The sequence below is a fragment of the Alphaproteobacteria bacterium genome (assembly GCA_016699305.1).
In the GTDB taxonomy this organism is placed as follows: Bacteria; Pseudomonadota; Alphaproteobacteria.
The window spans coordinates 1,632,432-1,646,963 of the sequence record CP064970.1 but is presented as its reverse complement, the minus strand read 5'-3'; the positions used below and the strand labels follow the sequence as shown (position 1 = coordinate 1,646,963).

Annotated in this window: 12 protein-coding genes; 3 read left to right on the top strand and 9 right to left on the bottom strand. The window is 60.2% G+C overall.

The genetic code is table 11. The features are described 5' to 3' along the window. Positions 1-3 precede the first annotated feature (3 nt). The 5 genes from rpsG to IPI58_07780 form a co-directional block, all read right to left on the bottom strand. Positions 4-483, bottom strand: coding sequence for a 30S ribosomal protein S7 (gene rpsG, locus IPI58_07800; GenBank protein ID QQR68733.1), 480 nt, complete (start codon positions 481-483; stop codon positions 4-6). A 19-nt stretch (positions 484-502) separates the two neighbouring features. Continuing rightward, positions 503-874, bottom strand: a complete 372-nt coding sequence (locus IPI58_07795; GenBank protein ID QQR68732.1) for a 30S ribosomal protein S12 — start codon at positions 872-874, stop codon at positions 503-505. Positions 875-1,400: 526 nt separating this feature from the next. Continuing rightward, a complete protein-coding gene (locus IPI58_07790; GenBank protein ID QQR70084.1) occupies positions 1,401-1,994 on the bottom strand; it encodes a DUF1013 domain-containing protein in 594 nt (197 codons plus the stop codon). 148 nt (positions 1,995-2,142) lie between these two features. Next, positions 2,143-2,502 (bottom strand): DUF167 domain-containing protein, encoded by a 360-nt coding sequence (locus tag IPI58_07785; protein QQR68731.1) that lies wholly within the window; start codon positions 2,500-2,502, stop codon positions 2,143-2,145. A 5-nt stretch (positions 2,503-2,507) separates the two neighbouring features. Further along, entirely contained in the window at positions 2,508-3,926 is a 1,419-nt protein-coding gene (locus tag IPI58_07780; GenBank protein QQR68730.1) for a mannose-1-phosphate guanylyltransferase/mannose-6-phosphate isomerase, read from the bottom strand. A 332-nt stretch (positions 3,927-4,258) separates the two neighbouring features. Here IPI58_07780 and IPI58_07775 point away from each other — a divergent pair, with 332 nt between their 5' ends. Next, complete coding sequence (locus tag IPI58_07775) at positions 4,259-5,380, top strand: hypothetical protein (protein ID QQR68729.1); 1,122 nt, start codon at positions 4,259-4,261, stop codon at positions 5,378-5,380. Positions 5,381-5,533: 153 nt separating this feature from the next. Beyond that, a complete protein-coding gene (gene lipB / locus IPI58_07770; protein ID QQR70083.1) occupies positions 5,534-6,229 on the top strand; it encodes a lipoyl(octanoyl) transferase LipB in 696 nt (231 codons plus the stop codon). Here lipB and IPI58_07765 read toward each other — a convergent pair. The 4 genes from IPI58_07765 to ispG all read right to left on the bottom strand — a co-directional run bounded on the left by IPI58_07765 (position 6,226) and on the right by ispG (position 14,030). Further along, a complete protein-coding gene (locus IPI58_07765) occupies positions 6,226-8,715 on the bottom strand; it encodes a penicillin-binding protein 1A (protein ID QQR68728.1) in 2,490 nt (829 codons plus the stop codon). The two genes, lipB and IPI58_07765, sit on opposite strands and share 4 nt — an antisense overlap. A 14-nt stretch (positions 8,716-8,729) precedes the next feature. Then, positions 8,730-11,357 (bottom strand): ribonuclease E/G, encoded by a 2,628-nt coding sequence (locus IPI58_07760; protein QQR68727.1) that lies wholly within the window; start codon positions 11,355-11,357, stop codon positions 8,730-8,732. 572 nt (positions 11,358-11,929) lie between these two features. Further along, positions 11,930-12,709: a hypothetical protein gene (locus IPI58_07755; protein QQR68726.1), complete on the bottom strand. Its 780-nt coding sequence runs from the start codon at positions 12,707-12,709 to the stop codon at positions 11,930-11,932. Between the two features lie 154 nt (positions 12,710-12,863). Beyond that, the gene (gene ispG, locus IPI58_07750; protein ID QQR68725.1) at positions 12,864-14,030 is read right to left on the bottom strand and encodes a flavodoxin-dependent (E)-4-hydroxy-3-methylbut-2-enyl-diphosphate synthase; all 1,167 of its coding nucleotides are present in this window, start codon (positions 14,028-14,030) and stop codon (positions 12,864-12,866) included. A 185-nt stretch (positions 14,031-14,215) separates the two neighbouring features. On the opposite strand from ispG, the gene IPI58_07745 reads away from it, so the two are divergent. After that, a complete protein-coding gene (locus IPI58_07745) occupies positions 14,216-14,467 on the top strand; it encodes a hypothetical protein (protein ID QQR68724.1) in 252 nt (83 codons plus the stop codon). Positions 14,468-14,532: the final 65 nt, after the last annotated feature.

Below are 14,532 nucleotides of genomic sequence, written 5' to 3'. Positions count from 1 at the left end.
CAATTACCAGCGGTAATGCGAGAAAGCCTTGTTCGCTTCCGCCATACGGTGTGTATCTTCGCGCTTCTTCACGGCGGTGCCGCGATTGTTCAAGGCATCCAGCAGCTCGCCCGCCAAACGCTTATCCATCGTGTGCTCGGACCTCTTGCGCGCCGAACCGATGATCCAGCGCAAGGACAAGGCCAAAGCGCGCGTCGGGCGTACTTCCACCGGAACCTGATAGGTGGCACCGCCCACGCGGCGCGAACGCACTTCCAGATGCGGGCGGACATTCGTCAAGGCTTCTTCCAGCATGGCCACGGCATTGCCGCGCGCCCCGCGCACGACCGTTTGCATATGCTCCAAAGCGCCATAGACGATGGTTTCCGCAGCCGATTTCTTGCCGTGGAGCATCAGACAGCTCATCAGCTTGGCTACGGTGACGCTGCCATAGCGGGCATCGGGAAGAATTTCGCGTTTTTCTGCTGCACGACGACGTGACATGATCCGTTCTCTCCCCTAATTACTTCGGCCGCTTGGCGCCGTACTTGGAACGCTGTTGCTTGCGATCCTTGACGCCTTGGGTATCGAGCGAACCACGCACGATGTGATAACGCACGCCGGGCAAATCCTTCACGCGGCCGCCACGGATCAGGACCACAGAGTGCTCCTGCAAATTGTGACCTTCGCCGGGAATGTAGCAGATCACCTCGTAGCCGCTGGTCAAGCGCACGCGGGCAACCTTACGCAAGGCCGAGTTCGGCTTCTTTGGCGTCGTGGTGTACACACGGGTACACACGCCGCGCCGCTGCGGACATTGACGCAAAGCGGGGACTTTGGTGCGGGTCCGCTCTGGCTCACGGCCATGACGGACAAGCTGGTTAATCGTGGGCATTGTGATCCGATCCCTTACTGTCTTGACTTTTGACCCAACATCACAAACCGGCCTCGCCTGAATTCCGCGTCTCGTTTCTCCCCATTGCGGAAGACGATCGGCGAACAGGCGACACCGGACGAAGCCTGACCTTCAAGAGCAGCCTGCAACGGCTGACTTTGTGGATGACGCAGGCGAAACCTATCCGACGCAAAACGGGCAGGCGGCGATATCGCCGCAAGGCCCAGATGTCGGCTTCGGTGACCAAAGGCCGCACCAGACATTTTCCTAAAAACCCAGGAAATAAGGCGTCTCATGCGGCCTTCGAGGCTGCGTCTAGGCGGTTGCGACCTTTCGGATCACAGCCTACCACCACCCTCGAAAGCGACCAGATATTAGGAAACCCCGCTCCATCCGTCAAGAGTTTCTTAAGCTTTCTTTGTCAGCCGCCCTGAAAAACTGTGGGCGAATACCCATCGCATCTTCCGGCAGAATGGCGTGCCGAACAAAAACTCAACCAAATCAGCGCGTCCGATCTGGGCACGGATTACGAATCCTCATCCTCGTCCATGGGCACATCCGCAGGCGGATTGTCCTCATTGGCGACCGGCGGCACCGAGGCCGCCAGGCGCGCCTGGGCAGCCAAGGCCTTGGTGATGGCCGCGTCCAAATCCGACTGCTTGCACAGGCCCGATAACACCGGGTTCTGCGCATGGATATTGGCGGCGTTCCAATGGGTACGACCGCGCACCTTGTCGATCATTTCCTTGGTCGTGCCCAGCAGGCGCGCGATCTGCGCATCCGAAAGCTCGCCATGATGCTTCAGCAGCCACGCAATGCCGTCGGGCTTGTCGTTGCGCTTGGTAATGGGCGTATAACGCGGCCCCTTACTGCGCGACTGGGGCAAAGGAACATCGGCCTTGCTGATCTTCAAGCGCGCCTTCGAGTCGTCTTCGCAGCGTTTGATCTCTTCGGGCGTCAGCTGGCCGTTGCTGATGGGGTTGACGCCGATCATGCCGGTCGCCACCTCGCCATCGGCGATGGCCTGAACCTCCAACGGATGCAGCGCGCAAAACACGGCGATCTGTTCGAATGTCAAGGCGGTGTTCTCGACCAACCAAACGGCGGTCGCCTTAGGCATCAAGGGTATGGCGGAGGCGGCGGCTGGCATAGGGTTCTCTCTCCCGATAAAGGCTTGTCGTTGCGTTGATCTTATCGGCGCGCGGGACAAATTCCAAGGACGGATGCAGCCCCGCCCGGAAATAATCGGGAGCGACCAAACAAGCGCCTTACCCCTTGTATCCACATGACTTAGATGAGATTCCATCGGCCAACCGGGCCTTAAGCGCATCGGGATCGCCAGGAATCAAGACACGCTTCCAGCGCCCTTGAGCGCCCTGCAACAGGCTAAGTCTTGATTGAGGAACGCCGAACAACGCGGCCAGACGCGCCATCAATTCGGCATTTGCCCGGCCTTCTTGTGCAGGCGCGGCCAAGGGAAGCGTCAACGCCAAGCGGCCATCGGCGGCGGCTTCCAGCCCCAACCGCCCTGCCCCGCCACCGCCTCGGCTACGACGGCCCGGCTTGGCATGAACCCGCAGAATCAAGCCATCCGGATGAGGATCGAAGGCATCAGGTTCTGCTGTCAAAAACGTCAACCCGCCCGGCGATAGATATCCTCAAAGCGCACGATATCGTCCTCGCCCAGATATTCGCCCGATTGCACCTCGATCACGAATAAGGGCACTTTGCCGGGATTTTCCAGGCGATGCGCGGTGCCCATCGAGATATAGGTGGATTCGTTCGGACCCAGCAGGGCGACTTCCTCGCCGCGCGTCACCTTGGCCGTGCCGCTGACGATCACCCAATGCTCGGCGCGGTGATGGTGCATTTGCAGGCTCAGCTTGCCTTCGGGTTTGACCATGATCAGCTTGACCTGGAAACGCTCGGCCATATCCAGGGTCTGGTAATAGCCCCAGGGACGCCAGATGCGTTCGTGGCTATGCTCTTCCGTGCGCCCCTCGCGTTTAAGGTGCGCCACGATCTCTTTCACCTTTTCCGCCTGATGGATATCGGCCACCAGCAAGGCATCGGGTGTTTCCACCACCAGAATGTCTTCCAGGCCGATCGCCGCGATCAAACGATGGTCGCCCCGGATATAGCAATTCGAGATGTTGCTGGCGATCACGTCGCCTTGCAGCACGTTGCCTCGCTCGTCCTTTTCGCCCAGCTCCCACAAAGCGGGCCAGCCGCCGACATCGTTCCAGGCGAAAGAGACCGGCAACACACCCGCGTCTTGCACATGCTCCATCACCGCGTAATCCACCGACAGGTCCGAGCATCGGCCAAAGGAATCGCCGTCCAAGCGCAAGAAATCCAGGTCTTGGCGTCCACGCGCAACCGCCTCGCGGCACGCGGTCAGCATATCGGGTTGCAAACGCTGTAATTCCGCCAAATACCGGTCGGCGCGGAACACGAACATGCCCGAATTCCAGAAATACTGGCCGCTGGCCACATAGCCCTTGGCCGTTTCCAGATTCGGTTTTTCCTTGAACTCGGCCAACAGCAAGGCCCCGACATCCCCCTCGCACGCCTCGCCCGCGCGGATATAGCCATAACCGGTATGGGGCGAGGACGGATGGACCCCAAAAGTCATCAAACGCCCTTGCGCCGCCAGACCCGCCGCCTTGGTCACCGCCTCGCGAAAGGCGGGCTCGTCGGGAATGTATTGATCGGCGGGCAGGATCACCAAGACCGTCTCGTCCTGCGGCTCGGACAGCAACGCCGCCACGGCGATGGCCGGCGCCGTGCTGCGCCCCGCTGGCTCCAACACAATGCGCGGCTGCTCAATCCCCACTTCGCGCAATTGCTCGGCCACGATAAAACGCTGATCCGCGTTACAAATCACCATGGGCTGAGCGATCACGTCGCCCGGAGGCAAACGCCGCGCGGTTTCTTGCAACAGGGTCTTGTCGCTGCACAAAGCCTGCAGCTGTTTCGGATACCCCGAACGCGACACCGGCCACAACCTTGTGCCCGCGCCCCCCGAAAGAATAACCGGTTGAATCCGCATGCTCGCCTCGCCAAAGACAGGAATCGTTCCCTATCTCATAACGTGTTTCGGTGGCTCGGCGCAATGCGGCCTATTGCATCAAAGAAACCTGCTTTTTTGCGCAAAGGCAAAAATATGCTACGATCCGGGCATGTACAGGCTTATGACGCACCAACAGCGATTTAGCATCCCCTTGAGCCATGCTGGTTCTTGGGAGGGGGCCGTCTGACGCATACATAACCGCTCTTCATAGATTCCAGATTGGCTCAAGGGGCAAAAACCCCGTCAGCTTGCATGCCGATTCCAGGTGAACGGCATGCTTCTTGGCCCTTTCTGATCTTGGAGCATCTCTCATGCAAACACGAAAAATCAGCCTTGAGCAGCTCAGGCACGCTATCGCTTTGCGCGACCTTACCCATCCGGCGGACGGCCATCATGCCATGCAAATGGTGATGGCGCAGATTCTGCAGTCTTTGAAAGAAGCCTGGGACTGCGACGTCATGGAATGGCGGGAAAGCCCGATTGTGACCGTCTCGGACAACTATGATCGCCTGAATTATCCAACGGACGGAGCTGCGCGGGGCGCGCGATACACACGCTATGTCTGCGACGGCGCGTTGCTGAGAACTCAGGCATCGGCCATGGTGCCCAACGCCATGCAGTCTATCGCCTGCAACGTTCCAGGCGATATCTTGATCGCTCTTCCCGGACTGACCTATCGGCGGGATTGCGTGGACCGGATACATTCGGCCGAGCCGCACCATCTTGATCTTTGGCGATTGAAAAAGAACGCCGCATTGAGCGTGCATGACCTCCACCAAATGATCGAGATATGGATGAAGGCGGTATTGCCGGGCGTAACATGGCGCACAAGCGAAAGCCCACATCCTTATACGCAACAGGGCGTACAGATCGACGCCCTATGGCATGGCGAATGGATCGAGGTTGGAGAATGCGGCCTGGCTCATCCTCAGATCATTCAAAGGAATATACCGGATACGCCGCTGACCGGCCTAGCGATGGGGTTGGGGCTTGATCGGATTCTGATGATCCGGAAAAACATTCCGGATATTCGTTTATTAAGATCCACAGATCCGCGCGTTCTGGGCCAGATGAATGATTTGAATGCCTATCTTCCCGTCTCGACCATGCCGCCGGTGACGCGGGATTTATCGGTCGTCCTCGACCACGACACAACCGATGACGATATCGGAGACATTGTTCGAGAGGCTTTGGGCGATGACGCCGATATCGTGGAGCTCGTCCAGACGCTTTCCGCAACGGGTTACGACGATCTTTCGGAACAGGTGCGCGCGCGGCTGGGAATGACGGAAGGACAAAAGAATATCTTGCTGAGAGTCGTCTTACGCTCGCTTAACCGAACGCTGACAAGCGACGAATGCAACATCTATCGAGACCGCATTTATCAATCACTTCATCAAGGAACCATATGGCAATGGGCGACCAAGACATGACGCGGGACGCGCCGCCTGTGGTCCGGCGGCGTTCGGCGGCACGCTCGGGGGTAAAGGCAAACAATTCATCGGGCTGGTTTGATTCACTTGGCTGGAAAGCACGGCCATGGCAGATTCTCTCCCAAAGATGAGGAAATGACTGACACGATCAACATGACGCCAACGCGCCTGCAGATAACCACCATAGCCTCGCCGCCGGGCGAAGAAAACACCCTATGGTGTCGCAGCGCCCAGCCTGTTTCGTATGATGCCGCGCTTGAGGCCATGGATTCGGTTGTGGCCGCGATCCGTGCGCAAACAGGCCCCGAGATGGTTTGGCTGCTTGAACATCCGGCCCTATACACCGCAGGAACCGGCGCGAAACGTGAAGACCTGCGCCAACCCGACCGCCTGCCCATCCATACCACCGGACGCGGCGGGAAATGGACCTATCACGGCCCCGGCCAGCGCGTGGCCTATGTGATGCTGGATTTACGCGCGCGCGGCATCGACCCGCGCGATTATGTGAGACGCCTGGAAACCTGGCTGATTACCGCTTTAGGATTGCTTGGAGTGCAGGGCGAACGCCGGGAAGACCGCATCGGAATCTGGGTCCAGACCCCTCGCAGCGAGCTTAAGATCGCCGCCTTGGGCGTACGCATCCGCCACGGCGTCACCTTGCACGGCATATCGCTGAACATATCCCCAAACCTAGACGATTTTCGCGGCATCGTCCCCTGCGGCCTTGACGAATACGGCGTGACATCGCTGGCCGATCTGGGACTTCCCTGCACCATGGACCAGGCCGATGCGGCGCTGGGACAAGCTTGGGCTACGGCGTTTGGCGCATCCCGAGAGGGAAGCGCCTAATACAGCCCGCCCGTGCCCGAGGGCATGTCGGGGCTGGCCGCATTGGGCTGACCGCCGCCCAAGCCGCCACCGATAGGTTGGCCGGGGGTGATGCCCTCTTCCAAGATGGCGGGGGTGATAGTGGGGTCCGGCTCGGTTCCGGGTAAAAAGGCTTCCCAGATGGTGCCTTTTTCCCCCGGTTTGGAGGGACGCCCCGTCGCCGAATTCACACGCACCAAGCGCACGCCCGGAGGCACACGAAACGGCACGGGCTGGGTGCCTGCCGTGGCGGCGGCCATGAAGTCACGAAAGACCGGAACGGCCAGACTGGCCCCCGTTTCATGTCCGCCCAGGCTTTTGGGCTCGTCATAGCCGATGAAGACGCCCGTCACCAAATCAGGGGTGAATCCGATAAACCAGGCGTCTTTGCTGTCATTGGTGGTGCCCGTCTTGCCGGCGATCGGTCGCCCGAAAGAGGCCAAGGCCCCCGCCGCCGTCCCGCGCGAAGCGACCCCTTCAAGCATCGAGACGATCTGATACACGGTGCGCGGATCGGCCACCGCCGCGCGCGCATCGGGCAGAGCCGGAGGCATCGCGCCCGATAGATAGGTGGCCGCCTTACAATCGGGGCATGGGCGCGAATCCTGCCGCCACACCGTGCGGCCGTCACGATCTTGCACTTGGTCGATAAAACTGGGCTGCACGCGGCGTCCGCCATTGACCAGCATCGCATAGGCCGTGGTCAGGCGCAGCGGCGTGGTTTCCTTCGCGCCCAGGGCAAAAGACAGCAATTCGGGCATGTCGTCCGCGATACCAAAGGCCTTGGCATAGGAGACGATCTTGTTCATGCCCAGATGATGCGCCAAGCGCACCGTGATGATGTTGCGCGACTTTTCAAGACCGACGCGCAAAGTGGTCGGTCCATAATATTTATCGCCGTAATTCTCCGGCTGCCATAACGGCATGCCTGGACCTTGCTCGAAACTGACCGGCGCGTCCATAACCAGGCTGGCAGGCGAGAAGCCGCTGTCCAACGCGGCCAAATACACGAAAGGCTTAAAGGCCGAACCGGGCTGACGCCAGGCTTGGGTGGCGCGGTTAAAGCTGCTGATGCGCGCGCTGAACCCGCCTTCGATGGCCAGGATGCGCCCCGTATGCGGATCGATGGCGACCAACGCGCCTTGCACCAGTGGCACTTGGCGCAAGGTATAAAGCGGCAAACCGGCCACGGGAGCCGGAGCCTTGGCGTTTGGCTCGGGCGACGGCAACGCCTCGACCATCACCACTTCGCCCTCGCTTAACACCTCGCGGGGATGACGCGGCGCGGCACCATAGCTGCCATCGGAGCGGCGCGGCCGCGCCCAGGTCAGCTCGGACCAGGGAATGCCGCCGCGCGAGCCATCGGCAAAGCCGATCGCCGCGCCATTGGCATCAACCGCTAACACAGCGGCCAGACGCCATATCTCGCCGCCGGGCGGCATCGTCAGACGCGATAATTGCTGCGTCCAATTGGAGAAACTGGTCAAACGTCCGACCGCGCCGCGCCAACCGCTATGCTGGCGGTCGTAATCCAGCAGCGTCTTGCGCAAGGCTTTCGCTGCCGCATTTTGCAGATCGGGCGACAGACTGGTGCGAACCGTTAGGCCACCTTCCAGCACCGCCTTACTACCGAACTGATCCACCAGGATGCGGCGGACCTCTTCCGTGAAGTAGTCCGCCGAGACGGTTTCCTCGGGCGCGCGTTGACGCTGCACCAAAGGCTCGGCCCGCGCGGTGGCGGCATCGGCGGCTGTGATGGCGCCGTCTTCCAACATGCGGCCAATCACCCAATTGCGCCGCGCCAGAGCGGCATCGTGGTTGGTCTGAATGTTATAGTTGTTGGGAGCCTTAGGCAGGCTGGCCAGATAGGCCGCCTCGGCAATCGTCAGGTTGTCGAGCGACTTGTTAAAGTAATTCAGCGCCGCCGTGGCCACGCCATAGGAACGCTGCCCCAAGAATATCTGGTTCAGATACAGCTCGAGAATGCGATCCTTGTTAAGAGCCTGTTCGATGCGCATCGCCAGCAGCATCTCGCGCAATTTGCGTTTCATCGAGACTTCGTTGCCCAACAAGAAATTCTTGGCCACCTGCTGGGTGATGGTGGACGCGCCCACCGGACGGCGCGCGCCGCCCAGATTTTGCAGATTGATCAACACCGCCCGCGCGATGCCCGAGGGATCAATGCCCTGATGATGATAAAAATCCTTGTCCTCGGCGGACAAGAAAGCCGCGATCACCGGACGCGGAATCGCGCTGATGGGCACGAATTGCCGCTGTTCGGCGGCAAAGACGGCCACAGGCCGACCGTCGCCCGAATAGACGCGCGACAGGACCGGAGGACGATAATCGGCCAACAAAGAGTGGTCGGGCAAATCGCGGCTGAAATCATTCAGCAGCCACAAACCGGCCCCCAAACCGATCACCAAGGCCAAGACGGCCAGCGAGAACAATCCGGCCAGGAATTTCATGGTCGTCTCGTCCCCTAAACACCCGTCAGACGACGCCACCAACCCGTTTTCGGCGGACCGGAGGGTGAATCCGCAGATTCGGACGCCGGCGATCCTGGCGTATCGAGCCTGGGCGTGGTGTCCAAATCAAAAACGCTGATGGGCGCGGCCGGCGGTGGAGCCATCGGCGCACGGACCGTCGGCGGCGGCACACGCGCCGGACGCGCGGCGACAGGCATCGGCGCAGGAGCCAAAGCGGGAGCTGCGCGAGAAACGCCTTGAGACTGAGACTCGCCGCCTGCGGCCTGGGCTTCGCCCGGCACGCCCTCGGCATTGGGCGATGATCCCTCATACCCGCCTTCGCCACCATTGCGACGACGACGACCGCCCCGGCGGCCACGGCGACGGCGACGCTGCGGATCGCCATTCTCGTCGCCTTCATCGGTCTGAGTGCTGGGACGCTGTGCGCCTTCAATCGCCACAGGAGAATCCGGTCCACGAAGATCCTCGGCCACGGGCAACAAGTCGCCCGAGCTTTCGGGGCGCGGGGGACGTTCGCCCGGCGCGCCACCGCGCATAGGGGCACGACCGCCACGACTGCCGCCACTTGAACGACCGCCGCCACGACCACCGCGCGCCGATCCCGGCCCATAGCCGCGCCGTTCGCCATTCCCAACGGGGGCGGCAAGCTCGGACGTTGCCGCCTCGCCTTCCACGCTTTCGGCGGCGGCGGTGAAGTCTTCCATTTCCGCAAGCAGTCTTTCCTGGGTCACGGCCGAAACCGCCGCCGCGCGGCCTTCGCCCGAGCTGCGTGTCTTCAGCTTCTCCAGGGTGAATTGCGAAGGCGGCATACCTGCCTCGCCGATCATCGTCACCGACAAACCATAACGATCCTCGACGCTGATAACGGCCGAGCGTTTCTGGTTCAGCAGATACATCACGACCGGCACGGGCGCATGCACGACGATCTCGGCGGCGCGGTGGCGCGTGGCCTCTTCCTCGACCGCGCGCAGGATCGACAAGGCCGCCGAATCCACCAACCGCACATAACCCAAGGCCGCGCAATGCGGGCATTTCTCGTAATGGGCTTCAAGCAGAGAGGGGCGCAAACGCTGACGCGACAGTTCCAGCAAACCAAAGGGCGAGATGCGGCCGATTTGCAGCCTTGCGCGGTCGCCGCGCATGGATTCCTTCAAACGACGTTCGACGGCGGCGTTGTTGCGCCCGTCCTCCATATCGATGAAGTCGATGACGATCAATCCGGCCAAATCACGCAAGCGCAACTGACGCGCGACCTCCTCAGCCGCCTCCAAATTGGTCTTGAACGCCGTCTCTTCGATATGGCGTTCGCGCGTGGCGCGTCCCGAATTGACGTCGATAGCCACCAAGGCCTCGGTCGGATTGATGACAAGATAACCACCCGAGCGCAAAGCCACCACCGGGTCATGCAAAGCCTCGATCTGGCTTTCCACCTGAAAGCGGTAGAACAGTGGCATTTCCGGCTCGTTATACAAACGCACGCGCTGGACGGCACCGGGCGTCAACAAAGTCATAAAGCCTTCGGCCAGCTCGTGCCCGGCCTTGCCCTCGACCAGGACTTCATCAATGTCTTGGGTATACATGTCGCGGATGGCGCGTTTGATGAGATTGGCTTCCTCATAGATCATCGCGGGCGCGATGGCACGCAACGTCTCTTGGCGGATGTTGTCCCACAAGCGCACGAGATATTCGAAGTCGCGCCGAACCTCGGGGATGGGATGACCGACCCCCGCCGTGCGCAGGATCACCGACATGCCTTCGGGCACGCCCAGCGATTCCATCGCTTCCTTCATCGCGCGGCGTTCGTTGGGATGCATCACCTTGCGCGAGATGCCGCCGCCTTCGTCGGTGTTGGGCATCAACACGCAATAGCGCCCGGCCAGAGATAGATAGGTGGTCATGGCCGCGCCCTTATTGCCGCGCTCTTCCTTGACCACCTGGACCAGCATGATCTGGCCGCGCTTGATCACCTCTTGCACCTTATAATCGCGCGGGCGCGGGCGTCTTTGCGCCTCGCGGCGCACCTCTTCGGCTTCCTCTTCTTCGCCGCCGCCCACGGTCTCGATGGGTGAGGTGGCCATGCCGTTCATTTGCTCTTCCAGCTCAGACGGCGCGGGAGCGACGGGCAGAAGATCGGCCAGCATCTCGCTTTGCGCCTGGGTCGGCACGAAGTTTCCGGTATGTCCGCATAACGGTGCCGAGGTCGTCTCGATCACCGGCGGCAACCCAGCCACAGGCAGGTCATGAACCACCCGCTCACCCGGCAAGGGCGCGGCGGTCGGCTCGATCGGGGCGGGCATAGGCGCGGACAGGTGAGGCGCGGCACTATGGCCAAACGACTCGCTCTCGGCGAAACCTTGCGTATCGCGGTCGGCGATGGGAATGCGGTAATAGTCGGGATGGATTTCCGCGAAGGCCAAAAAGCCATGGCGGGTGCCGCCATATTCCACGAAGACGGCCTGCAGCGACGGCTCGACATGCATCACTTTGGCCAGAAAGATATTGCCCTTGTTGGGCCGTCTGCTGGCGGTCTCTACATCGAGATCCTCAAGCCGATTGCCCGATACGATGGCGACGCGCGTCTGTTCGGGATGCGCGGCGTCGATCAACATGCGTTTTGTCATGATAGGTGTTCCTTATGGGGCGCGTGCGCCGTACGCCTGTCCCGCCTGCCGGGGCGGAACGCGTGCTCGACGCGCCAAGATGGGGTGAGGGAGATGACGGAAAAAAGGCACGAAAATCCACGCGCGCCACTTGCAAGCGCGCGGGAACCGTGTTTTCGATCAGCGATTGGGGCGAAGTAAGTGCGACCCGAACCACATGATATTCCTTAAAAAGCGTCTTGACGGGCCTGGTCGGACCTTTGGTAAGCACGCGCTGCGACCGGCATTGAAGAACAAGGGGCGCGCACATCACTTGAGGGACCAGGGGGCGCGGACGATCGGGCTGCCAGAAGAAGCCGGAGGGAGTGGCCTTTCAGCCCTTCTCAACCCCCCACATCATGACGGCGCAACATCCCGCGCTCCGGCGATCATCTTAGAGGATGAGCGTAGGGGAAGCCAAGGGAAAATTTTAGCGGGCAAGTTGAAGCCCATTCTAAAATCAAAGTGTCATCGGCAAGAATCGAAGATGGACCCGGCAGGTGACGCCTGTGAAGGGGGGATATCCATCGAGCCAAAAGACGGTTCGGCAGAATTCAGCGCGGAATAAGAACCGCATAGAAATAGGTATAGCCACCATTCGAAGTCGTTTGCGCACATCCCATCATCTTACCGATGGTCGCTTGGGAGTTATAGCCACCGGTGACATCTTTTGTGTATGCCCCTTTGAAATACTGGCTCCCGGCTATACCAACCCCGCTCGAGTCATTATGCCCAGAGCTTAATAGCTCTACACCAAGCATCGTATTCAGCGCGTCACACACACTGGGCTTTATGCTATGCGTAGCCATGACCAGAGAGGTAGGGCTTGCATCACCCCTGCAGGTCGTACCGCCCCCAGAATAGTTTCTGGTGGCTGAGCCAACTCCACCAACGCAAAGATGCCCATGATAGACCCATAATCCATTTGTAAACCCTGTCATAACTGCGCTGTAAATATCGGCACTGGGTTTCTTCCATACAATCCCACCGCCATTGACATCAAAAACGTGGCATGACTTATCAGCCGGCGCATCGGGGTTCACATAGCCGCTGACGATAGGGTTCTCAAAGCTGATTTGCGTGTCCGCGCAGCCCTTTGCCAATACCCTATCCACGGCGAATTTCACTTCATTGGCCTGTTCGAGAATGGCTGCCGCCTGGGCCTTGGCGCTGATGGCCGAATTATCACCACTAAACACGCCCGACCCCGCCGCGATGGCAGAGGCCAGGACTGCCAGAATCGCCACGATGTACAGGATCGGCCCGATGGCTATGCCTGATTCAGGACCATGTTCAGATGCCGATGCCCAGCGGGGGGGGGGAGGCGGTTTCATCGCACACATCTGATCTCTGCAGGGATAGAGGTAATTCCAAGCCCCTAATCTACCGTACGAAAATCCGTTCGTACAGGTCTGCAAACAGATCAAGCGCAGCTTGAGCAATCGTGCATCCCAAGGGATCCATCTGTTTGCAATGTTCTAGGCGGCTCTAGGCGGCGTTACGCGCTTCTTCCGGGGCAGCGGCGGCCTCGATGGCCATGCGGGCTTCGATCTCGGCGGCTTTGCGTTCGACCAGGCCGGCCAGATGCTCGACAATGTCGCCGTTTTCCAACCGATGATCGGGCACGCCCGCGATATAGACCTGATGCACGCCACGACCGCCGCCGGTGAAGCCAATATCGGATTCCCGCGCCTCGCCCGGGCCGTTCACAATGCATCCCAGAACCGAAACAGTCATCGGTGTCGTGATATGGGACAGGCGCTCTTCCAGGGCCGTGACGGTCTTGATCACGTCAAAAGCCTGGCGCGCGCAAGACGGGCAAGCCACCACGGTCACGCCGCGACGGCGCAGACCCAGGGATTTGAGGATCTCATAGCCAACCTTGATCTCTTCCGAGACGGGGGCGGAGAGCGAGACGCGCAGCGTATCGCCGATGCCCTGCCACATCAAAGACCCCAGCCCCAGCGCCGATTTGACGGTGCCCGCGCGTAAGGGGCCGGCCTCGGTGATGCCGATATGCAAGGGATAGTCGCATGCCTCGGACAAAGCGCGATACGAGGCCACGGCCAGCATCACATCCGATGCCTTGACGCTGATCTTGAATTCGAAGAAGTCGTTGTCTTCTAGAATATGGATATGCTTCATGGCCGACTCGACCATGGCTTCGGGGCATGGCTCGCCGTATTTTTCCAGCAGATCATGTTCCAACGAACCGGCATTGACGCCGATGCGCATGGAACAGCCATGGTCCTTGGCAGCCTTGATGACTTCGCGCACGCGCGACACGTCGCCGATATTGCCCGGATTGATGCGCAGACAGGCCGCGCCCGCCTCGGCGGCTTCGATGCCGCGCTTATAATGGAAATGAATGTCGGCGATGATCGGCACCTTCGACGCCTTGACGATCTTGGGCATGGCCGCCGTCGAATCCTCATCCGGGCACGACACGCGCACGATATCCGCGCCCGCCTCTTCGGCCTCGCGGATTTGGGCGATGGTGGCCTCGGCGTCCGAGGTTAGAGTGTTGGTCATGGTCTGAACGCTGATCGGCGCATCTCCGCCCACGATCACCGAACCCACCCGAACGGGCCGCGTCTTGCGCCGGGGCCAATGACGGTAGGCGTTGTATTTTGCGTGCAGATCCGTGCTGACCATCAGTCAAACTCCTAATAATACCCCCCGCCCCCGTTGTAGGGACGATCCATGACCGATTTCTTCATTACCCGATCTCTTACTGTTGCGCAATGGCTGCTCATGATTTCTTAACCATTTTGGATTGCGATAGTTACGATGGCCGGGTTCGCGCCCGACACTGGCGAACAAACAAAGGAGGCAGTGTCATGTTAACTTCTCTTGATCTGCGCGCTGAACGTGAATGCATCTTGCATGACCTGTCCGAATACAAGTTATGGAGGGATAACCCCTATATCGGCGCGGCGCTGGGGCCAGAAGGACGCCCCATGTATCTGGCGATGATGCGACGTCGCCTGATGCGCGATATCGTTTCGTTTCGTCACGATAGACGCTTAGTGGCCGAAAGCGCCGCCCCCCGCTACGGCGAGTCGGCTTTGCCGCGCGTTGGCGGGCTATAAGACTCGCGATTGCCAACTATAGTCATACCAGATAATTTCCATAACATTTTATGAGGGATTGGTGT